Here is a 21,351-nt window from a genome sequence, read left to right on the forward strand (position 1 = left end):
TTGTTTTGCCGATGCGCCACGGTTCTGGGGCAGGCCTGCTGGTCTTGAATTGAAAAACCTGCCGGAAAAGCGCGTGCCGGTGCCACGCGATCCGCCTTTTGCGCTTCGCCTGACGGAGCAGGCAGCGAAAACGGCGAAGTCTGTGTTCCAGATGGCCTATGCCGGATCGGTCGGCAGTCAGTCCATGCTGGGCATTGCCCGGCTTTCGGCTTTTCTCGAAGGTCATCCTGAACGGTGCAAACTGGCTGTCTGGCCGTTCGAAACCGGGTTTTCCTCTGATTTTTCGGCAGAGATTCTGTTTGCGGAAATCTATCCCTCGCTTTTTACCGCCAGTGTGCAAGAAGGCGAGGTGAAGGATCAGGCTCAAGTGCGCCATATGGCGGCGGAGTTTCTCCGACTTGATAGTGCTGGCCTTTTGAAAAAATTATTGGAACGGCCTGATGGCTTGAGCAATGCGCATGTGGGGTGCGCGCTTAAGGAAGAAGGCTGGATTTTGGGGACGGGGCATAAGGTGATTGAGACAGTCGTTTCTTTGAATGACGGCATGACAGGTGAGAAGGATGCGCGGCCGGGGCTGGAATATCTGCGCTCTCCCGCCGAAATCTATCGGCAATCCTTTGCCATGATCCGCGATGAGGCCGATCTTTCGCGCTTTCCCGCCGATCTGCAGCCGATGATCATTCGGCTGATCCATGCCTGCGGCATGGTGGATGTGGCAGAAGACATTCAGTTTTCTGAAAACGTGGTGCAGGCGGGGGCCGCGGCGCTTGCAGCCGGTGCGCCGGTTTTATGTGATGCGGAAATGGTCCGCCATGGCATTATCCAGAAGCTGCTGCCAGCGCAAAACGAGGTGGTCTGCCTGTTGAAGGATGTGCGGGTGCGCCCGCTGGCAGCCTGGAATACGACAACGCTGTCGGCGGCTCAGGTGGACCTCTGGCTGCCGATGCTGGATGGGGCGGTGGTGGTGATCGGCAATGCGCCGACCGCTCTTTATCGTCTTCTGGAAAAGCTCGATCAGGGCGCGCCAAAACCGGCGGCGATCCTCGGCTTTCCGGTGGGTTTCGTCGGGGCAGCCGAAAGCAAGGCGGAACTGGCCGCAAACAGCCGTGGCGTGCCTTTCATTACCCTGAAAGGAAGGCGTGGTGGTTCTGCCATCGCGTCTGCGGCGCTGAATGCACTGGCCGGAGGGCTTGGCGGGCATGACTGAGGCCTGGCTCACCATCATCGGTATGGGCGATAGCGGTCTCGACAGTTTGAGCCCGCAGCAGCGCCGCGCCCTCGATCAAACCGAGGTGCTGGTGGTGGGCGAGCGGCTGGAAGCGCTGGCCGGGCAAAGCCTGCCGCAGGTGAAGCGCATTCTGACATGGGGAGCCGGGTTTCGCCCCACGCTGGAGGCGGTTCTGTCGCTGAAAGGCAAGCCGGTCACGGTGCTGGCTACCGGAGATCCGATGCATTACGGCATCGGTGCAACCCTGCTGCGCTCTATGAAGCCGGAGGAGATGCGGGTGCTGCCCAGTCCCTCGGCCTTTTCTCTGGCCGCTGCCCGGCTGCATTGGCCCTTGCAGGCGGTGGCGCAGATATCCTTGCATGGCCGTCCGCTCAGCCATCTCAACCGCCATATCCTGCCGCAGGCCCGCATTCTGGCGCTGACCTCGAATGGCGACAGTGTCAAACAGGCGGCGAAGCGTCTTGTTGAACGCGGCTTTGGCGCGGCTCTCTGCCATGTGCTGGAGCACATGGGCGGGGTCGTTGAGCGGCATATCGTCATGACGGCAGTAGAGCTTTGTGCCACGAACGACGTGTTTGCAGACTTTAATACGCTGGCGATCGATTGCGGGCAGGGCCCGAACCTGCCGCCGCTGCCCGGTCTGCCGGATGAGGTTTTTCGCCATGATGGACAATTGACCAAAAGCGAGGTCAGGGCAGTGACGCTGGCAAAGCTTTCACCCTTTCCCAACGCGCTTCTCTACGATGTTGGGGCAGGCTGCGGCTCGGTCGCCATTGAGTGGCTGCGGCTCGGCATGGGCACGCGCGCCATCGCCTTCGAGCAGAAGACGGAACGGATCGCCATGATGCGCGACAATGCCGAGACGCTCGGCACGCCGGATCTCGACATCGTCGAAGGGCAGGCCCCCGCCTGCCTTTCAGGGCAGGAGCCGCCGGATGCGATCTTCATCGGCGGCGGCATCACAGGGCTTGGTGTGTTCGAGACCTGCTGGCAGGTTTTGAAGCCCGGCGGGCGGCTGGTGGCCAATGCCGTGACGCTGGAAGGTGAGGCGCGGCTTACCGAGCTGCGGGGCCTTCATGGCGGCGAGATGATCCGGCTGTCCGTTGCCCGTGCGGCCCCGGTCGGGCGTTATTGCGGCTGGAAATCGCTGATGCCGGTGACGATCTGGAGCGTGGTGAAATGAGCGGAACCCTCTACGGTCTGGGCCTTGGCCCCGGTGATCCTGAACTGATCACGCTGAAAGCCCACCGCATCCTGACCTCTGCACCTGTGATTGCCTATCCGGCGCCCGATACCGGCCCAAGCTTTGCCCGCCGCATTGCCGCCCCCTATCTTCGTGCCGATCAATTGGAAGTGCCGATTGTCGTGCCGATGCGGGTGGAGCGGTTTCCGGCGCAGGAGGTCTATGACCTTGCGGCGGAGATGCTGTCGCATCACCTTGATGCCGGGTCTGATGTTGCGGTTCTCTGTGAGGGCGATCCGTTTTTCTACGGTTCCTTCATCTATCTGTTTTCCCGGTTGGCGGAGCGCTACGACACCGTGATCGTGCCGGGCATTTCCTCGGTCATGGCGGCGGCGGCGCAGTCCGGGCGGCTGCTTGCGGCGCGCAATGAGGTGTTGACCGTGTTGCCGGGGCCGCTTGCCAATGACGATCTGCGTGCCCGGCTGGAGAGCACGGATGCGGCGGCGATCATCAAGCTCGGACGGCATTTTCCACGCATCCGCGCGCTGCTCGATGCGATGGGGCTGACCCCTTTTGCCTGCTATATCGAGCGCGTGACGCTGCCGGAAGAACGCATTCTGCCGCTTGCCGAGGTGGCGGAAGACAGCGCTCCCTATTTTTCGATGATCCTGATTTACAAGGGTCAGGAACAACTGACACAGAAAGACCGCGATGCCTGAGCCAGACAAACCCGTTATCGTCATCCTCTCGCAGACGGCGCTGCCGCTTGCCCGGCGCGTGGCAGAGATAACGGGCGGCGAGGTGCATGGCGCAACGTCCCGCGTGAGCGGGGCCGATCTCGGTTTCGAGGCAGTGAAGCCCCATCTACAGGCCCTGTTTCAGGCCGGGCGTTCGATCATCGCCATCATGGCCTCCGGTGCACTGATCCGCCTGCTGGCGCCGGTTCTGTCCGGCAAGCAGCAGGAACCGCCGGTCATTGCGCTTTCGGAAGACGGGGCCTCGGTCGTGCCGCTTCTTGGTGGTCACCATGGGGCAAACGATCTTGCCCGCCAGATTGCTGGCTCTTTACAAACCCATGCCGCCATCACCACGGCGGGCGATCTGCGCTTTGGCGTGGCGCTCGATCAGCCACCGGAAGGCTATGTGCTGGCCAATCCCGATCAGGCCAAGGCGGTGATGGCCGAACTTGTCGCGGGCGTGAGTGTGCGCCTCAATGGTAAGGCGGACTGGCTTGAAACATCGCGTCTGCCTTTTGCCGAGAACGGTCCGGTCACACTGACCGTCACCGATCGCGTCACGACGCCCAGTCCGCTGGAGCTGGTCTATCACCCAAAAACCCTTGTGCTCGGCATGGGGGCGGAACGTCACGCCGACAGTGCCGAGGCCATTGCGCTTGCCGAAGAGCTGTTGGCTGCGGGTGGTTATGCACGCGAAAGTCTCGCGGCACTTGCCTCCATTGATCTCAAGGCGGATGAGGCGGCTCTTCATGCAGTTGCAGCACATTTTTCCGTGCCTGCCCGGTTTTTCACCGCTGAAATGCTGGAGGCCGAGCGGGATCGGCTGCAAAATCCATCGGATGTTGTCTTTGCCGAGGTCGGCTGCCATGGCGTGGCGGAAGGGGCGGCCCTTGCCGCCGTCGGTCAGGATGGTGCTCTCGCGCTGGCCAAGCGCAAGGGTAAAGGTGTGACAGCCGCAATTGGCCGGGCAGAATCCCCGCTCGATATTCTTCCCATGGGCCGGGCGCGCGGCAAGCTCTTCGTCGTCGGCATCGGGCCGGGGTCCGAAGGCTGGCGCTCGCCGGAAGTGAGCCGAATGGTCGCAGACAGCAGCGATCTGATTGGCTATTCGCTCTATCTGGATTTGCTTGGGCCGCTGGTTCAGGGCAAGGCCCGCCATGATTTCGATCTTGGCAAGGAAGAAGCCCGCGTGGTGCACGCCATGGAGCTGGCGGGCGAGGGCAAGACTGTGTCGCTTGTCTGCTCCGGCGATGCCGGGATTTATGCGATGGCGACGCTGGTGTTCGAGCTGTTTGACAAGGGCGGCGTGTCTGATGCGGCACGGCGCATCGAGGTACAGGTCTCGCCCGGCATTTCCGCCCTTCAGGCTGCGGCAGCGCGTGCCGGTGCTCCGCTCGGCCATGATTTCTGCACCATCTCGCTGTCTGATCTTTTGACACCGTGGGAGCATATAAAACGGCGGGTACAGGCGGCGGGTGAGGGCGATTTCGTCATCGCTTTCTACAATCCCGTCTCAATGAAGCGCCGCACCCAGCTTGCCTATGCGCGGGATGCGCTGCTGAAATTCCGCCCCGCCGATACGCCGGTCATTCTTGCCACCAATCTCGGACGTCCGGGTGAGACGTTGCGGATTGTGCCGCTTGGCGACCTGAATGTCGATGATGTCGATATGCTGACTGTGGTGGTGGTCGGCTCCTCCGAGAGCCGGTGTGTGCGGATGGGTGACGGCAAAACATGGGTCTATACGCCGCGCGGCTATTCCGGCAAGGCAGGCACTGGCATGGTAAAGGAAGACTGAGATGACCGTTTATTTCATCGGTGCCGGCCCCGGCGCGCCAGACCTCATTACCGTGCGCGGCCTGAAACTGATCGAGCGCTGCCCGGTCTGCCTTTATGCCGGTTCGCTGGTGCCGGAAGAGATTGTCCAGGCAGCACCCAAAGACGCGCTGGTCAAAGACACGGCCCCCATGCATCTTGACGATATCCTTGCTGAGATCGTCAGCGCTCATGCGCGGGGCGAAGATGTCGCCCGCGTCCATTCCGGTGATCCGTCGATCTATGGCGCGATTGCCGAGCAGATGCGCAGGCTCGATGCGCTCGGTATTCCTTATGACGTCGTGCCGGGCGTACCGGCCTTTGCCGCCACCGCAGCCCGGCTGAAAACCGAACTGACGCTTCCCGAAATTGCCCAGACGGTGATCATCACCCGCACCGAAATGAAGGCATCTTCGATGCCTGAATTTGAAACGCTGGAGATTCTCGGAAGATCACGCGCCACGCTCGCCATTCATCTGTCGATCCGCAATCTGACCCATATAAGGGAAACGCTGACGCCCTATTACGGCGAGGACTGCCCGGTGGTGATCGCCTATCGCGCCACCTGGCCGGATGAGCTTTACATTCGCACCACGCTGAAAGACATGGCGGAGGAGGTGCGCAAGGCCAAGATCACCCGCACGGCTTTGATCCTTGTCGGCAAGGTTTTTGGAGATGTCGAATTCCGCGACAGCGATCTTTACAATGCCGGATTTTCGCATGTACTGCGCAATGTGGGCAAGAAGAAACGACTGGCTGAGTAACGTATAGCGCGCCTGACACAAACCGTGTTCCTCATCCTCGGGCTTGACCCGAGGATCACCTGCCGCAGCCATCCTATCGACGTTTCATGATGATAGACCATGGCAGATGCCCGGCTCAAGGCCGGGCATGACGTCAGGACTATAGGCAAAAATGGCGGGTGTTTACGCCCGCCATTTTTTTCGTTACGCTGCCGGTCTGGAGCCGATGGCCCCATAATAAGCAATGTAGAGATAGCAGACGATCGGCATCAGGAAGGCGAGGTGAATGCCGAAATGATCGGCAAGTGCGCCCTGAAGCAGTGGCAGCAGCGCACCGCCGACAATGGCGAGGCAAAGAATGCCCGATCCCTGGCTGGTGTGACGGCCAAGACCCTTGAGCGCCAGACTGAAAATCGTCGGGAACATGATCGAGTTGAACAGGCCGATTGACAGGATCGCCCACATGGCGAAATGGCCGGTGGTCAGCACGGTAATCAACAGCAGGGCTGCTGCAACCAGCGCATTGAAGGCCAGCGTCTTGGCGTCATCGATGTAGCGCATGGCCGCCGAGCCGATGAAGCGACCGACCATGGCCCCACCCCAGTAGTAAGAGACGTAATTGGCGGCCGTTTCAGACTTCAGACCGGCAATGGTCGGGTCGCCGAGGAAATTCACGAGGAAGCTGCCGATGCTGACTTCCGCGCCGACATAGACGAAAATGCCGACGGCGCCGAGCACCAGATGGCGATAATTCCAGGCAGAACCGGCATCATGGCCAATATGCTGCGTCTCTTCTTCCTCTTCCACCTTTGGCAGCTTCAGGAAGGCGAAAATCGCCGCCAGAACCAGAAAGGCAATCGCTAAAAGCAGATAGGGGAATTTCACCGCCGCAGCTTCCGCCGTGCGCAGTGCATTGATCTGTTCGGGCGTGGCGTTTGCCGCAAGCTCGGTCGCGGAAGACAGGATCAGCAGCGCGCCGAAGAAAGGCGCAACCGTGGTGCCGAGCGAGTTGAAAGCCTGTGTCAGAGTCAGGCGGCTGGACGCGGTTTCCGGTGCACCCAAAATGGTGACGTAGGGATTGGCGGCGACCTGAAGAATGGTCACGCCGGTGGCCAGCACGAAGAGTGCGCCAAGAAACAGCCCGTAGACACGCAGACTTGCCGCCGGAATGAACAGCGCGCAGCCGATGGCGCAGATCAGAAGACCGGCAACGATACCGCCCTTGTAGCTGATCCGCTTGACCAGCGCGCCCGCAGGCAGCGACACGATGAAATAGGCACCGAAAAAGCACAGCTGGATCAGCATGGATTCGGTGTAGTTCAGGTCAAAGACCTTTTTCAGATGCGGAATCAGAATATCGTTGAGGCAGGTAATAAAGCCCCAGAGAAAGAAAAGCGAGGTGAGTGCAATCAGCGGGCCCGTATAGGCGTGGGATGAGGATTGCGTTGTTGTCGATCGTGTGCCGGTCGAAGCGGTTTGAAGTCCTGCCATTTTTCGGTTCTTCTTGTTGATGCGCGGCGTGGGAGGCAGCGCCTGGGTTGATAAACAGAGTTTGTCTCTGGTCGGGAACGGAGGTCGTTGCTGTTCTGCGAGTCATGTCCGGGTAAGGGGTTGATCTCTCACCGGCTGCAGATCGTCTGAAATCGAAATGTAGAAAGCGCGCGTCAGAATGAGAGATTGCTCTTTGAAAACCGCCATCTGGACGGCCTGATAGCGCTATCCTCACGCATTGTGCATGAAAAGATTTACACCTTAATTTTGATCAATGTTATCCTGCCTCATCGCTTGTCTTGCGGCGGCGTTCAAGAGGGGTAGGCTGAAAACGCTATCGCCAGAACACTGTTTTTAATCAAGAATACGTCGAAGTCTCATGCCATGTTTTATGGGCTGTCCGACGTGTTGTTGAAAAGGCATTTAGCGCGGGGTCATATGTATCTCAAGTGACGGATGGCATATTTTCATGCCATCCAGAAGATTGCGGCAGGAACGTGCGTCGAGATCAAGGATTGGGTCAGGGCTTGGACGGCGGTTCCATATCGCCAAAGATCCGGGCAATTTCATCCTGTAGATCGCTTTCGCCACCGCCGGACACGCTTGGCTCACGCACCTGCACAGGGCGAGCGGCAGTCTGTGCAGGCTCAAGCGGCGGCAGGCTTCTGGCAACAGGTGGTGCGACGGTCGGGCGCGATACCGGCTTCACCAGGTCCTCATTGTCGAGGATTTTTTCGAAATCGCTTTTCAGACTGTCCAGTTCCGGCTCAGAACGCGGCTGGTTCGTCGCTGGAGCCGGTTCAGACGGGATTTCTGGGGCGGGATCTTCTGCCCTGCGGATAAAACGCTCAGGCGGAAACGGCTGCGAGCGCATATGCGCCGGTCCCGGAGCAGATGGTTGTGTCTGTGTCTCAGTCTGTGCCGGCGGTTGGGCCAGAACCCGCTCGCGCGCAGCATCGAACACAAGCGCTGCTTCCTGCGCGGCAATCGCTGGTTTCCTCTCCTCATCGATGGAGGGGGTCGGTGCAGGTTTTGGCGCAGTCACAGGGGCTTCGGTGACGGGTGGGGATTTTACCGGTGTCGGTCTCTGCTCGGCAACAGGGCGAGGAGCAGGCTGGGGCTGGCGCAGCGGCAAGGCACCTTCAGCAGGGGCTGTCGCGGGCGCAGCACGCATTTTTGCCGTGGGCATCTCCGGATTTTGATGTCTGACCTGCGGTCTGGCCGGTTGGCCTGTCTTGATCTCGGCTGCTGGCCTCGGCGTTTCGGTTTCGCTGGTGGCCGGGGCAAGGCTTGCCTGCTTTCCACGGCTTGCAAGGGCAGACTCCTGCCGTTCTTCGCCAGCGGCAAGGGAGGGGTGTGCTGCAAGCTCACCGGATAGCCAGGCTTTCGGCTCGCCAATTCCGCTTTCGACGACAACATCGGTTGGCCCGCCAATGAGGATCAGATGCTCGATATTGTCGCGTCGCACCAGAACCAGACGGCGTCGCGCATCGACCGCAGCGGCGTCAAGCACCTGAAGCCGTGGCTGACGGTTGCGTCCGCCGCGCACGAAGGGAGACGGAGCCCGGTGGCGGATGAGCCACAGAACGACGACAAGAACGATCAGCGCAAGAAAAACGCCACCAACGGCTATGATGAGGCGTTCGCCATAGGCGTTCAGAATATCGTCCATCATGGTCGCGTTATCCCTCCTGTCGTGCGGGCATGATAAAATCAGGAACCGATATGGCGGCCTCTTTACGGCCTCAATCGATCCGGTCTGGCGATCGCATTCCGGCTCGTTTCAGTGTCACGCTTTCGCCGGTCTGTCCAGAATGCCAGCTGCTTCTGAATTAAGAATAGGGCAAACCTGTGAGTTTGTAAGGGGAAGTTTTCCAAAGGTGCCCCTGTGAGCCTTTTGGCTGACGCAACAACAAGGTAAAGATTGTACAAATTGCGATTCCGCCCTTAAGGTCCGGGCGGTATTTAAAGCCGGAAGAGGGGCGCATGACGAATAAGCCGCATCACGACGACAGCCAGGGGCCGCTCGTCGATCGCAGGCCCCATGGGGGCGCGGCGCTCAGAATCGTTATCATGGGGCTTGCCCTGCTCGGGGCGGCGGCTGCCTTCGTGGTGTTCAGGGATCAGCTCGACAATCAGATCGTGCTCGGCGTGCTTGGTGTTCTTGCCATTGTCGGCATTTTCTTTCTCGTCTCGGCGATTATCGGCTTCATCGAAGTCATGCCGCAGACGCCGTCGGACGGTCTGGGCCGCGCCTTTCTCGACAGTCTGAATGAAGGAACGCTGATCACCGATCCGCGCGGACACATTATTTATGCCAACGCCGCTTATGGCCGCATGACCGGCGCGCGGCGCGCCACGGAGGTGCAGACGCTCGAAGCGCTTTTGTCACGCCACCGCGAGGCGGGCGAGGCGCTTTACCGGCTGATCAACGGTCTGAGACAGGACCGGGACGGCTATGAGGAATTCCGGCTGCTGAAACCGCTGGGCCCGCTTTCTGAAAACGGCTCAGGTGCGCATTGGTATCGGCTCAGGGCCAGACGGCTGGTCAGCTCCGGCGGTCATGGCGGCCTGCAGATCTGGCAGATTGCCGATATCACCGCAGAGCGGGACGATCAGGAGCGATTTTTCAAAGAATTGCAGAACGCCATCGATTATCTCGATCATGCGCCGGCGGGCTTTTTCTCCGCTGGCCGCAAGGGGGAAATCTTCTATCTCAATGCGACTCTGGCCGAATGGCTTGCCATTGATCTGACGCAGTTTTCTCCCGGTGCAATGTTCCTCAAGGATATTGTCGCGGGCGAGGGCATGGCGCTGATCCAGTCGGTGCAGGCCGAACCGGGCCTCACGCGCACGGCAACGCTTGATCTTGATCTGCGCCGGGCTGATGGCCGCAGTTTTCCGGCCCGTCTCGTGCATAGGGTGCGCTCGGCCCGTGACGGAGCGCCGGGTGAAAGCCGCACCATCGTGCTGGCGAGGCTCGAAAGTGGCGGTGATGAGCGCTCCGACAGTTCCGCTTCGATGCGCTTTACCCGGTTCTTCAACAATACGCCGATGGCGATTGCCTCGGTGGATGGCGAAGGCCGCATTCTGCGCACCAATGCGCCGTTCATGAAGTTTTTTGCCGATGTGGTCTCGCGCGATGATATTGACCGCAAGGTCAAGCTGGAGCGGGTGCTGCATGAAAACGAGCGTCCGCGCTTTCAGGAAGCACTGGCGGCCGCGCGCGACCGGCAGGTGGATATCGCGCCGATGGAATCGCGCCACCCCTATGATGACAGCCGCCACTTCCGTTATTACGTCAATGCGGTGATCGATCAGAGCGATGAAGCGCCGGAAGAGGCGGCCATTGTCTATGCTGTCGATGTGACCGATCAGAAGGCGCTTGAAACCCAGATGGCCCAGACGCAGAAGATGAATGCGGTTGGCACGCTGGCGGGCGGTATCGCCCATGACTTCAACAATGTGCTGACGGCCATTCTTCTCTCCTCCGACCATCTTCTCTTGCAGGCGCGTCCTTCCGATCCGAGTTTTGCCGATCTGATGGAAATCAAGCGCAATGCCAACCGCGCCGCCGTTCTGGTGCGGCAATTGCTGGCCTTCTCACGTAAGCAGACCATGCGGCCTTCTATTCTGAACCTGACGGACGTGATCGGCGATCTGCGGATGCTGGTCGATCGGTTGATTTCCGGCACCAATATCAAGCTGACCGTCGATTATGGCCGCGATCTCTGGCCGGTGAAGGCGGACCTGTCGCAATTCGAGCAGGTGCTGATCAATCTCTGCGTCAATGCCCGCGATGCCATGCCGGATGGTGGACGCATCACCATCAGCACCCGCAATATCAGCGGAGCGGAAGCCGCCGCCTTCAACTATCGCGGCCTGCCGCATGAGGATTTCGTGTTGGTCGAGGTGTCGGATACGGGTACAGGGATTGCGCCGGAAATCATCGACAAGATTTTCGAACCCTTCTTCACGACGAAGGATGTTGGCAAGGGAACGGGGCTTGGTCTGGCCATGGTCTATGGCATCATCAAGCAGTCGGGCGGCTATATCTATCTGGAATCGGAAGTGGGCGAGGGCACCAGTTTCCGCGTCTTCCTGCCGCGCCATGTGGTGGAAAGCGTTGCCATCCAGGACCCGGCTCAGGCTGGAGCCGAGCGGGCAAATGCCGTTGTCGCCGACGGACAGGGCCAGTCACCGACCGAGCCGGAAGATCTGACCGGCAAATCAGCCGTCGTTCTGCTGGTCGAAGATGAGGACGCCGTGCGCCGCGGCGGCAAGCGGATGCTCGAAACCCGCGGTTATACGGTCTATGAAGCGGGGTCCGGTGTTGAGGCGCTGGATATTATGGAAGAGTTGAAGGGGGCGGTCGATATCGTCGTCTCGGACGTTGTCATGCCGGAAATGGATGGACCTTCCCTGCTCAAGGAATTGCGCAAGACCTATCCAGACCTCAAATTCATCTTTGTCTCCGGCTATGCTGAGGATGCCTTTGCCCGCAACCTGCCAGCCGACGCCAAATTCGGCTTTCTGCCCAAGCCCTTCTCGCTCAAGCAGCTTGCGATCGCGGTGCGTGAAATGCTCGATGCGTAAAGCCTTTTCCAGTTCTGTCAAATACGGTGACCTCAGTGCATAAAGTTATTTTCGATACCGATCCCGGCGTGGACGACGCCATGGCGCTCCTGTTCCTGCACCACCACCCAGACATCGATCTTTTGGGCGTGACGACGGTTTTCGGCAATGGAACCATCGAAACCACCACACGCAACGCCTTGTTTTTGAAACGTGAATGGAAGATCGATGCGCCGGTAGCGAGGGGTGCGGGGGAAACCTTCATTCCGCATCGCGTCTTTCATGCGCCTCCCACCTGGATTCACGGCGATGATGCGCTCGGCAATATCGGGGTGCCGGATATGGTCGAGGATGTACCTCTTGATCCACGGCCTGCGGCGCGTTTTATCATCGATACCGTGCGGGACAATCCGGGCGAGGTGACGATTGTCGCGGTCGGCCGCATGACCAATCTCGCCAATGCGCTGAAGGAGGATCCCGGTATCGTACCGCTTGTCCGTCAGATTGTCATCATGGGTGGCGCTTTCGATGTGAATGGCAATGTCACGCCGGCGGCGGAGGCCAATATTCATGGCGATCCGGAAGCCGCCGATCTGGTATTTACCGCCGACTGGCCGGTGGTTGCCATCGGTCTCGATGTGACCTTGAAAACGGTCATGACGCGTCAGGCCCTTGCCGATATTCGCGATGCAGCGGGAAAACGCGCCGAACTTCTCTTCGACCTGTCACAGTTCTATATCAAATTTTATGAAGGCCAGGTGCCGGATGGCATGGTCGTGCATGACAGCTGCGCCTGCGCCTATGTGGTGGCGCCAGAGCTTTTCACGCTGCGCAGCGGGGCGGTGCGGGTGGTCTGCGGCGGTATCGCCGATGGTCAGACCATCCAGAAGCCCGACGGGAAAGGTTTCGGCCCGAGCGACTGGGACAATCTGCCGTCAAAACAGGTGGCAACCGACATTGATTCCCCCAAGCTTCTCAAGCTGATTCACGACACCATAACCTCGGTGCGCGAGGGATAAAGCATGTCGCGTTTTATTGTCCTCAATAAAACGACACAGGACATGCGACAAAACAAAGACTTAAAGCACCTTGTCTGAGGCTGATAAGCCGCAACGTGCTTTAAGGATCGGGCGAAAGCCGCTGATCGTTTTTTCCCGACGCTCGTGTCTCATAGCTTTGGATAAGCAGGCTTAGACGCCATGGAAATGCATGGCCTCACAGTTGTGTCATCTTCCTGAAACACGAGTCTGGTTTGTGAGCTTTATGGATCAAGAGCGCAGAAGGAACATTTGCGTGAGCGACGACCCTGAAGCACGCAAGGTGCGGACCCTTTTCATCTCGGATGTGCATCTTGGCTCGAAAGCCTCCAAAACAGATTTTCTGTTGGATTTTTTGCGCTGTTATGATGCCGAAACCATTATTCTCGTTGGCGATATTGTAGACGGCTGGCGGCTGAAACGCAGCTGGTATTGGCCGCAAGGCTGTAATGACGTGGTGCAGAAACTGTTGCGCAAAGCACGCAAGGGCGCACGCATCGTCTATATTCCCGGCAATCATGACGAATTCCTGCGCGCGTTTCCGGGAACCCATTTCGGCGGCATCGAAGTGCTTGACCGCATGGTGCATGAAACGGCCGATGGCAAACGCTATCTCATCCTGCATGGCGACCAGTTCGACGTCGTTGTGCGCAATGCCCGTCTGCTCGCCTATCTCGGCGATTGGGCCTATGATATGGCGATCGCCATCAATGTTGTCCTGTCTATGGTCCGCCGCAAGCTCGGTATGCCTTACTGGTCGTTTTCGGCCTGGGCCAAGCTGCAGGTCAAACATGCCGTGAACTTCATCGGCGAGTTTCAGAAGGTCGTGGCCGAGGAAGCGCGCCGCAATGAGGTGGATGGCGTGATCTGCGGACACATTCATCACGCAGTGATGGAAACCGTTGAAGGCATTCATTACATCAATACCGGCGATTGGGTGGAAAGCTGCACCGCCGTGATTGAGGATATTGACGGACGCTTCGAGTTGATCGAGTGGGGCAAGCGTTATGCTGACATGCCGCAACCCCGGCTGATCGGCCCGGTGGAGCCGGTGCGCATTCCGCGCCAGGTGGACATGCCGACCGCGCTTGACGGTCTTTCTGTTGCTGAACGCACGCCTGCCTGAAAGCAAGCAGGCCAGTGTGGGTGTGCCCAATTTTTTGATAATCGTCATAAAATGTATGAAGCGTTTTAGCGTTTAAAAAAACGCTGAGACGCTCAAGACGGGTATTCAGCTATTTTCAATACCCTTGGTCGATTGTATTGTTGCATAAATATCAACTCTACACCCACGAAAGTGTTGAGAAAGGGTGAATCGACACTTTTTCTTATCGCAATTGGTGGATTTGTCGTTTGGCAGGAGTATAGTCGCGCATCGGTCGGGCGACAGAAGGCCCGCTTCTAAAGGATGATCCTGTTGAAAGTCTGCGGGTTTTGAGTGCCGAACAGATGACGAGCGCAACGGTTGATATGGAAGACCTCACGGACGGTGAGGGCAAGCGCCTGCGCATGAGCGGACAATGGCGTAACACGAGTATCGATATCGTCGTCAAGCATCTCAAGGACTTGAAGCCGTTGCTTGGCCATCGTGTCGAGATCGATATTTCCGGAATCAGCAGTCTCGATACCTCTGGCGCGTGGTTGATCCGGCGCATTGAGCTTGCGATCGCCAAAGAGGGGGAGGCCAGGATCGTCGGCGGCAGTGATGTGATGCGAGAACTGATTGCCGCCCTGCCGGAACAGCCGCCACTGCCCGAAAAAAAGCCGGACAACACGCCATTCTATCAGCGTCTTCTGGTGCCTGTGGGGCGCTTCACCGTCAGCGTCTGGGAAGACATGGTGGCGATGACCTATGTGCTAGGTTCGGCGGTGAGGGGTGCGCAGTCCAAGGAAAAGCGCAGCCGTCACACCTCCATTCCCGCCATTGTCAACCAGATTGACCACATGGGGGTGGGGGCCGTTCCGATCATCTTGCTGATGTCCTTCCTGATCGGGGCGATCATTGCCCAGCAGGGCGCGTTTCAGTTGCGCTATTTCGGCGCGGAGGTTTTTGTCGTCGATCTGGTCGGCATTCTGCAATTGCGCGAAATTGGCGTTTTGCTCACCGCCATCATGATCGCCGGTCGATCGGGCAGCGCTATCACTGCCGAAATCGGTTCGATGAAGATGCGTGAGGAAGTCGATGCGCTGAAAGTCATCGGGCTCAATCCCATCGGTGTTCTGGTTCTGCCGCGGCTTATTGCCTTGATCATTTCGCTGCCGCTCCTGACAGTCATTGCCAATTTTGCCGCGCTCTTCGGTGCGGCGATCGTGTCCTGGGCCTATTCGGGCATTACGTTTGAGGTCTTCATCTCACGTCTGCACGAAGCCATCGATTATGGCACGCTGGCTGCCGGTCTGATCAAAGCGCCATTCATGGCGGTGGTGATTGGTATCGTGGCGGCGGTCGAAGGAATGAAGGTCGGCGGCAGCGCCGAGTCGCTCGGCAATCACGTGACGATTTCCGTCGTCAAATCCATCTTCGTTGTTATCCTCATGGACGGGCTGTTTGCCATGTTCTATGCCGCAATCAATTTTTAGGAGTGCGGCAGTGGAGCAGCAAAGCTTGACACAGCAGAAGAAAACGGGAGAGCGTGAAAGCGTGTTGTCGGTGCGCGGCCTGACGGTCGGCTTTGGCGATAAGCTGGTGCTTGATCATCTCGATCTCGATGTCTGGCGCGGCGAGATTCTCGGCTTTATCGGGCCATCCGGGGCTGGCAAGTCCGTTCTGATGCGGACTGTGCTTGGGCTTCTACCGCGACGCAGTGGCAAGATCAGCATTCTTGGCGTTGATTATGATTCGGCCGGTTCGGATGAAAAGAACCGTCTCGACAGCCGCCTTGGCGTCTTGTTTCAGCAGGGAGCCCTGTTTTCCTCACTGACCGTCAAGGAAAACATCCAGTTGCCGATGCGCGAATATCTGAAGTTGCCGCAATGGCTTATGGACGAGCTTGCTTATCTGAAAATTGAAATGGTCGGTCTTGCTGCCGATGCCGGCGACAAATATCCGTCGGAACTATCAGGCGGCATGATCAAGCGTGCCGGTCTGGCGCGAGCTTTGGCGCTTGATCCCGATCTCGTTTTTCTCGATGAGCCGACCTCCGGTCTCGATCCAATCGGCGCGGCAGAGTTTGACGAACTGATCGCAAGACTGCGCGACACGCTCGGCCTGACGGTCTATATGGTCACCCACGATCTCGACAGTCTGTTTTCCGTCTGCGACCGTATTGCGGTGCTGGGTGAGAAGCGGGTGATGGTGGACGGAACCCTGAAAGACATGCTGGCCTGCGATGAGGAATGGGTCAAGACCTATTTCCGCGGTAAGCGGGCGCGCAATATTCCCAAACAACAAGCCCTTGGCGCTGGGCAAGAGTGAACGAGGCACCATGGAAACCAAAGCGAACTACTCTCTGGTCGGCTTCTTCACGGTGCTCGTGGTGCTGGCCGCCTTCGGTTTTATCTACTGGATGGCGGAATATGGCCGCGGCGGCCCAACCTTGCCATTGCTCATCCGCATCCCCGGCTCAGCCAACGGGTTGAGTGTCGGCTCGCCCGTTCGCTTTAACGGTATTCAGGTGGGATCGGTCACCGGGCTCAGCATTGACCGGGACGATCCGGCTTTTTCGCTCGCCCAGACCCAGGTGCAGGAGGATGCGCCGATCCGCTCCAACACCAAGGCAGTGCTGGAAATCCAGGGCTTGACCGGCTCGGCCTATGTAGAACTGTCGGGTGGTGCCGGTGGTGAGGATCTGTTCAAGCTGGCTGAGAAGAATGGCAAGCGCGCCGTGTTGATGGCGGATCAGTCCAGTGTCACCAATCTTTTGGCGACAGCCGACAAGATCATGCAGAAGGCTGATGACACCATTTCGCAAATCCAGGTCTTTGTGCAGGATTCGCGTCAGCCCCTGACCAATACGGTGAAAAATGCCGAAACCTTTTCCAAGGCGCTGGCCGACAATGCCCAGGGCATCGATACCTTTCTCAAGAGTGTAAGTGCGCTGTCGGATACGATCAAGGGTGTGTCTGCGCGGTTGAATGCAACCTTGTCCGCAGCCGAAGATTTGCTGAAAGCCGTGGACAAGAAGAAGGTCGATCAGATTCTGGCCAATACCCAGACCCTTACGCGCAATGTGGCAGAGGCATCGGGCAAAATTGGCACGGCGGTGGACAATATTTCCACCACGGCAAAAACCTTCAACGATTTCGGTCTGAAGGCTGACGGCACGCTGGACCGGGTCGACAAGCTGGTGGCCGCCATCGACAGCCAGAAGATTTCCGGCATTGTCGATAATGTTTCTGTCGCCACAGCGCAGGCCCGTCAGGCCATGGCTGATATTCAGTCGGTCAGCAGTGATGTGAAAAACCGCAAACAGGATATCGATCAGGCGATCAGCGATTTCACCCAGATGGCCAACCGGCTCAACAATGCCTCGACCCGAGTGGACGGCATTCTGGCCAAGGTCGATAAGCTGCTTGGTTCCGATGATACCAATTCGCTGTCGGCGCAGGCCCGCGCCACCTTGCAGTCGATCAAGGACGTTGCCGACAACCTGAATAAGGAAATCGGGCCGATTGCCGATAATCTGAAGAAGTTTTCGTCATCCGGTCTTGGCGATGTGACGACTTTGGTCAACGAAACCCGTCAGACGGTGCGCAATCTCGACGACACGATCACCAATCTCAATCGTGATCCGCAACGGCTTATTTTCGGCGGCGACAATGTCAAGCAGTATGATGGGCGGATGCGTCGATGAAAGCTCTGGAACATGTCCAGCACAAGCAGAGAAGGGTATGGGTCATGGCGGCAAGCCTGAAGGGTTTCCCGAAGATTGGTGCATGTGTGCTGCTGCCTCTGATGGCGGCGGGTCTTGCGGCCTGTGGCACAACCTCGCGCGATACCTATGATCTGGCAAGCCTGCGTGTCGCAGCCCAAGGCCGTGCTCTGCCCAAACGGCAGTTGCTGATCGCCAATCCGACTGCATTGAAAGCTTTCGACAGCAACATGATTGTCGTTCGGGTTTCGGGCACGGAAATGCAGTATCTGGCCGGTTCGCAATGGAGCGACACGCTGCCGAACATGGTGCAGGCAAAACTGGTTGCTGCCTTTGAAAACACCGGCAAGCTCGGCGGTGTCGGTGAGCCGGGACAGGGATTGGCGGTCGATGATCAGCTGCTGACTGATATCCGGACCTTTGAGATTGACACCAACGGACCGGCGCGCGCCAATGTTGCCATTTCGGTGAAACTGCTCAACGATCGCAACGGCACCGTGATTTCACAAAAGCTGTTTTCAGCCACCGTGCCGGTGAAGGGCGAGGGACGCCAGGCGATGATCGATGCCCTGTCCGGCGCCTTCTCTCAGGTTAGCTCCGATATCGTGACCTGGACGCTTGCCAGTCTGTGAACAAGCGACCGGTGGCGTGAGTGATCGTGGTGGTTTTTATCGCAGCCGGATCACGACCGGCACTTTGGCAGCTTGGCGCGCGATATAGAGATGAATGGTTGCCGGGGGCTGGGAATAGCGCCAGGCGCGGGCGCCGTGGCTCAGCAGCAAATTCATCAGTTCCCGTGTCTTTGCACGGGGACGATTGATACCGAGATCGGCGAGGCGGATGGCAGCGTCATGAAGCGGTGACAGGCTGGCTCTCGGGTTATAGGTAAAGGGATGCACGGAGGCTTCTTCCGGTCCTCGGTGATTTTCGTTGCTGGCCATTGTGATCCTCGTACTCATAACTTTATTTCGAGGTTCTGAAGCGATGCTGGCCGAAAGTGTCGTGCAGTTTCGCTTCGATTTTGTACATAACAGTTTGCGTCCTGTAGCCTTTCAGTGTTTCACGGAAACCTTGAAAGGCTTTAACTCTTTGTTTTTCCGCATTTCCGGACGGAAAACCGTTTCACACTTTTCCTGGAATTGCGCTAACTCTCTGGTTTCACACAACTCCAGACGCAAAACCGTGTGACGATTTTGCTGGAATTGCTCTAGGGGATTCCATGGGATTGACGGCCCGGATGCCCCNTTGCGCTAACTCTCTGGTTTCACACAACTCCAGACGCAAAACCGTGTGACGATTTTGCTGGAATTGCTCTAGGGGATTCCATGGGATTGACGGCCCGGATGCCCCCGCATGCGGCAGGTCAATGGGCTGACGCCCAGCATTTCACCCCTTTTTTCTTAAGCGTCTGGCAGGTATTCACTGCAAGCTTTTCATCCTTGAAACCAACAAAGCGAGCGCGATAAAGCTTCTTCTTGCCTTCGCCATACGGTGTGGCCTCCATCCGGGCGCTGCGCAAAGCGCCGCCTGCCTTGTGTTTGATCTGTTCAAGCAGCTTAATGGCGCGGTCCCGCTCATCAGAAATGCCGACCTGAATGGACCAGCCAGCCGTGTCGTCGCCCGTTGAGGAGGTGACGGTGCGATCGACATTGGCGGGAATGTTTTGCGAATGCTCGCCATGACGACCATGTCGATGCTTGGGAACCGGGCTTTCCAGAAGAATTTGCCGGGAAATAGCTGCGGTAGCGTGATTGCCATCGCCATTCTGGGAATAGGCCGTCTCGTCCACATTTTCGCGGCCATAACGCTTGCCGGGAAGCGGAATGTCAGCGGTGGGGACCTCTACGGCTGCCTCTTCATGGCGCTCGGAATTGGGAATGGGGGCAGGAACAGTATGGCCATGCGCAACAAGACGGGGCCGTGCTCCACGGGAGGATGCCTGTGGCAGATAGGTTGCCACCAGCTGGCGCATCCGCTTGTCACGTGAAGCTGCTGTCGTGCCGCCAATCACCACACCGACAAGAGACTTGCCATCAATATGTACCGATGTGACCAGATTAAAGCCGGATGCATAGATAAAGCCGGTTTTTATCCCGTCAACGCCCGGCACACTGCCGATCAGGCGGTTATGACCGCGAACGACCGTCTTGCCGAATACGAAGCGCTGTACGGAAAAAAAGTGATAATATTGCGGAAAACGGTCATGAAGGGCGATGCCAAGCCTTGCCTGATCGCGCGCCGTGGTTTTTTGCCCGGAATTTGGCAGGCCATTGGCGTTGCGATAGGTCGTGCGGGTCATGCCGAGTTCACGCGCTTTGGCCGTCATCATCTGAGCAAACCGGACCTCCGAGCCACCGCCCAGATATTCCCCCAGCGCCTCTGCGGCATCGTTAGCCGATTTTGTCACAATGCCGAGGATGCAGTCTTCAACCCGGACCCGGCTACCGGCTCTGAGACCGAGCTTGGTTGGCGCCTGGCCGGCCGCATGGGCAGATACAGGAATTTCGCTACCAAGCCGGAGGCGACCCTGTTGCAGAGCTTCAAAGGTCAGATAAAGCGTCATCATCTTTGTGAGCGATGCCGGATAGCGCAACTCATCTGCGGCTTCCGCGTGCAACACCTTGCCTGTATTGGCATCGATCACAAATTCAGAATAGGGCGGCGAATACCCGGCCCTTGCTGTGGCCGGATAGGCAGATGAGATGGAAACGGCAGCGACAATGCCGACGCGAGCGGCAAGGCGGACAACATGCCGAACGGTCGCGCTCCTGCCAAGGAGGCTGGCAACTTGCACTTTCAACACTTTACTCGATCCTGAATTTCAAACTTTGCCGCCCCCCAGCGACGTGTTTTTCAATCATAGAGGTTTAGCGTTACCAAGAGGTTTATGCTGAACAAAAGCTTGCCATTTCTGCTCTTGTTTTCAGAAAATTCTAATGAATTGGTGCAGCGTCGACCAGATGGCGATCGACATAGGCGCCGAGGGAGGTCTCGATGGCCTGCCAGTCCTTCAATCGGGCGCGGGAATAGCGATAAAGCAGGCTGAGATCCTTGCCGACATGCACATCGCGCTGGCAGGCATCGCCCCCGTTTGCGGCTATGTCATCGATAATCAGGCAGCGTATGGCGAAGTATTTACCCTCAGGAGTTCTCGCGGTGTACAGTACCTCGCCATCATAACCGCTGCCCTTACGAAAATGGTGCAGGGTCAGGCCATAGGGGCCGGCCTCTGGAGGGCCTGAAAAAAGCTGACTGTAAATCGGCTCCACCCGACCTGACATATCGCGCGACATGGTGCTTTGCGACAATTGAAGAAAGATCAGGCCGTCCGCCTGATTGATGTCATCGAAGCGGAGACGATCGGCGTTGGAAAAGCCGCGCATTTCCGGCCAGAGCAGTTCCAGATCGATGCGGCCCATGACGCCATCGTGACGCTGACGTTGAAAGCGAATGCTGTTGTCTTCAAGGGTGAGGTGGTCGAGGCCGATGGTGATGCTGCGCTTTACGGTGCTGTCTGAATGACCGTTGCGTAAAAGCAGCTTGCCCAGGGGCGCGCTGCCATAGACCATCAGGGATGACAGGATACACAGACCTGTTGCTGCAAGAAGGATCATTGTGATCATCCTGCTGGACAGGAGGGGTTGTTCCTCTTCTTCGATCCTGCTGCTCACGGCGATGCGCGTCCTGTCGCAAAAAGCGAAGGGCGGTCAGAAACCGCCCTTCGGGTCTTG

Annotated in this window: 17 protein-coding genes; 12 read left to right on the forward strand and 5 right to left on the reverse strand. The window is 58.1% G+C overall.

Features of this window, described 5'->3' with window-relative positions; genetic code table 11:
* The first annotated feature begins 544 nt into the window (after positions 1–544).
* Genes NAC44_RS15415 through cobM form a run of 5 tightly spaced genes read left to right on the forward strand, consistent with a single transcriptional unit; the run spans position 545 to position 5,727 of the window.
* On the forward strand, positions 545–1,207 hold the full coding sequence (locus tag NAC44_RS15415; RefSeq protein ID WP_250942334.1) for a precorrin-8X methylmutase: 663 nt from the start codon (positions 545–547) through the stop codon (positions 1,205–1,207).
* Positions 1,200–2,411: a precorrin-6y C5,15-methyltransferase (decarboxylating) subunit CbiE gene (gene cbiE / locus NAC44_RS15420; RefSeq protein ID WP_250942168.1), complete on the forward strand. Its 1,212-nt coding sequence runs from the start codon at positions 1,200–1,202 to the stop codon at positions 2,409–2,411. The genes NAC44_RS15415 and cbiE overlap by 8 nt, the downstream gene beginning before the upstream one ends.
* Complete coding sequence (gene cobI / locus NAC44_RS15425) at positions 2,408–3,130, forward strand: precorrin-2 C(20)-methyltransferase (protein WP_250942170.1); 723 nt, start codon at positions 2,408–2,410, stop codon at positions 3,128–3,130. Before cbiE ends, cobI begins: the two co-directional genes overlap by 4 nt.
* Entirely contained in the window at positions 3,123–4,946 is a 1,824-nt protein-coding gene (gene cobJ / locus NAC44_RS15430; RefSeq protein ID WP_250942171.1) for a precorrin-3B C(17)-methyltransferase, read from the forward strand. Before cobI ends, cobJ begins: the two co-directional genes overlap by 8 nt.
* A 1-nt stretch (position 4,947) precedes the next feature.
* On the forward strand, positions 4,948–5,727 hold the full coding sequence (cobM, locus tag NAC44_RS15435; protein WP_250942173.1) for a precorrin-4 C(11)-methyltransferase: 780 nt from the start codon (positions 4,948–4,950) through the stop codon (positions 5,725–5,727).
* 183 nt (positions 5,728–5,910) lie between these two features.
* Here cobM and fucP read toward each other — a convergent pair whose 3' ends face one another.
* On the reverse strand, positions 5,911–7,197 hold the full coding sequence (fucP, locus tag NAC44_RS15440) for an L-fucose:H+ symporter permease (RefSeq protein ID WP_250942176.1): 1,287 nt from the start codon (positions 7,195–7,197) through the stop codon (positions 5,911–5,913).
* A gap of 520 nt (positions 7,198–7,717) precedes the next feature.
* Positions 7,718–8,872: a flagellar biosynthetic protein FliO gene (locus NAC44_RS15445; RefSeq protein ID WP_250942178.1), complete on the reverse strand. Its 1,155-nt coding sequence runs from the start codon at positions 8,870–8,872 to the stop codon at positions 7,718–7,720.
* Between the two features lie 311 nt (positions 8,873–9,183).
* Between NAC44_RS15445 and cckA the strand changes: the two genes are divergently transcribed.
* The 7 genes from cckA (at position 9,184) to NAC44_RS15480 (ending at position 18,252) form a co-directional block, all read left to right on the forward strand.
* Positions 9,184–11,793, forward strand: coding sequence for a cell cycle histidine kinase CckA (gene cckA / locus NAC44_RS15450; protein ID WP_250942180.1), 2,610 nt, complete (start codon positions 9,184–9,186; stop codon positions 11,791–11,793).
* Between the two features lie 35 nt (positions 11,794–11,828).
* Positions 11,829–12,791: a nucleoside hydrolase gene (locus NAC44_RS15455; RefSeq protein ID WP_250942182.1), complete on the forward strand. Its 963-nt coding sequence runs from the start codon at positions 11,829–11,831 to the stop codon at positions 12,789–12,791.
* A gap of 244 nt (positions 12,792–13,035) precedes the next feature.
* The gene (locus NAC44_RS15460) at positions 13,036–13,935 is read left to right on the forward strand and encodes a UDP-2,3-diacylglucosamine diphosphatase (RefSeq protein WP_250942335.1); all 900 of its coding nucleotides are present in this window, start codon (positions 13,036–13,038) and stop codon (positions 13,933–13,935) included.
* 323 nt (positions 13,936–14,258) lie between these two features.
* Positions 14,259–15,389, forward strand: a complete 1,131-nt coding sequence (locus NAC44_RS15465; RefSeq protein ID WP_250942184.1) for an ABC transporter permease — start codon at positions 14,259–14,261, stop codon at positions 15,387–15,389.
* A gap of 10 nt (positions 15,390–15,399) precedes the next feature.
* Entirely contained in the window at positions 15,400–16,224 is an 825-nt protein-coding gene (locus tag NAC44_RS15470; RefSeq protein ID WP_250942186.1) for an ABC transporter ATP-binding protein, read from the forward strand.
* Between the two features lie 10 nt (positions 16,225–16,234).
* Positions 16,235–17,602: an MlaD family protein gene (locus NAC44_RS15475; RefSeq protein ID WP_250942188.1), complete on the forward strand. Its 1,368-nt coding sequence runs from the start codon at positions 16,235–16,237 to the stop codon at positions 17,600–17,602.
* A 44-nt stretch (positions 17,603–17,646) separates the two neighbouring features.
* Positions 17,647–18,252, forward strand: coding sequence for an ABC-type transport auxiliary lipoprotein family protein (locus NAC44_RS15480; RefSeq protein ID WP_250942336.1), 606 nt, complete (start codon positions 17,647–17,649; stop codon positions 18,250–18,252).
* A 36-nt stretch (positions 18,253–18,288) separates the two neighbouring features.
* Here NAC44_RS15480 and NAC44_RS15485 read toward each other — a convergent pair whose 3' ends face one another.
* The 3 genes from NAC44_RS15485 to NAC44_RS15495 form a co-directional block, all read right to left on the reverse strand.
* Positions 18,289–18,561 carry a hypothetical protein gene (locus tag NAC44_RS15485; RefSeq protein ID WP_250942190.1) on the reverse strand — a complete coding sequence of 91 codons (273 nt, stop codon included), beginning with the start codon at positions 18,559–18,561 and terminating at the stop codon, positions 18,289–18,291.
* A 422-nt stretch (positions 18,562–18,983) separates the two neighbouring features.
* A complete protein-coding gene (locus NAC44_RS15490; RefSeq protein WP_420839964.1) occupies positions 18,984–20,414 on the reverse strand; it encodes a D-alanyl-D-alanine carboxypeptidase in 1,431 nt (476 codons plus the stop codon).
* Positions 20,415–20,553: 139 nt separating this feature from the next.
* Positions 20,554–21,234, reverse strand: a complete 681-nt coding sequence (locus NAC44_RS15495; protein WP_250942193.1) for a hypothetical protein — start codon at positions 21,232–21,234, stop codon at positions 20,554–20,556.
* Positions 21,235–21,351 lie beyond the last annotated feature (117 nt).

The sequence above is a fragment of the Allorhizobium sonneratiae genome (genome assembly GCF_023700755.1).
Taxonomy (GTDB): Bacteria; Pseudomonadota; Alphaproteobacteria; order Rhizobiales; family Rhizobiaceae; genus Allorhizobium; species Allorhizobium sonneratiae.

Bases quoted from the DNA above. Each gene is read 5' to 3' on its own strand.
- fucP (WP_250942176.1), bottom strand. From the start codon at position 7,197: ATGGCAGGACTTCAAACCGCTTCGACCGGCACACGATCGACAACAACG.
- cckA (WP_250942180.1), top strand. From the start codon at position 9,184: ATGACGAATAAGCCGCATCACGACGACAGCCAGGGGCCGCTCGTCGAT.
- NAC44_RS15415 (WP_250942334.1), top strand. From the start codon at position 545: ATGACAGGTGAGAAGGATGCGCGGCCGGGGCTGGAATATCTGCGCTCT.
- NAC44_RS15495 (WP_250942193.1), bottom strand. From the start codon at position 21,234: ATGATCCTTCTTGCAGCAACAGGTCTGTGTATCCTGTCATCCCTGATG.
- cobM (WP_250942173.1), top strand. From the start codon at position 4,948: ATGACCGTTTATTTCATCGGTGCCGGCCCCGGCGCGCCAGACCTCATT.
- NAC44_RS15465 (WP_250942184.1), top strand. From the start codon at position 14,259: ATGACGAGCGCAACGGTTGATATGGAAGACCTCACGGACGGTGAGGGC.
- cobI (WP_250942170.1), top strand. From the start codon at position 2,408: ATGAGCGGAACCCTCTACGGTCTGGGCCTTGGCCCCGGTGATCCTGAA.
- NAC44_RS15460 (WP_250942335.1), top strand. From the start codon at position 13,036: ATGGATCAAGAGCGCAGAAGGAACATTTGCGTGAGCGACGACCCTGAA.
- NAC44_RS15485 (WP_250942190.1), bottom strand. From the start codon at position 18,561: ATGGCCAGCAACGAAAATCACCGAGGACCGGAAGAAGCCTCCGTGCAT.
- NAC44_RS15475 (WP_250942188.1), top strand. From the start codon at position 16,235: ATGGAAACCAAAGCGAACTACTCTCTGGTCGGCTTCTTCACGGTGCTC.
- NAC44_RS15480 (WP_250942336.1), top strand. From the start codon at position 17,647: ATGGCGGCAAGCCTGAAGGGTTTCCCGAAGATTGGTGCATGTGTGCTG.
- cobJ (WP_250942171.1), top strand. From the start codon at position 3,123: ATGCCTGAGCCAGACAAACCCGTTATCGTCATCCTCTCGCAGACGGCG.
- cbiE (WP_250942168.1), top strand. From the start codon at position 1,200: ATGACTGAGGCCTGGCTCACCATCATCGGTATGGGCGATAGCGGTCTC.
- NAC44_RS15445 (WP_250942178.1), bottom strand. From the start codon at position 8,872: ATGATGGACGATATTCTGAACGCCTATGGCGAACGCCTCATCATAGCC.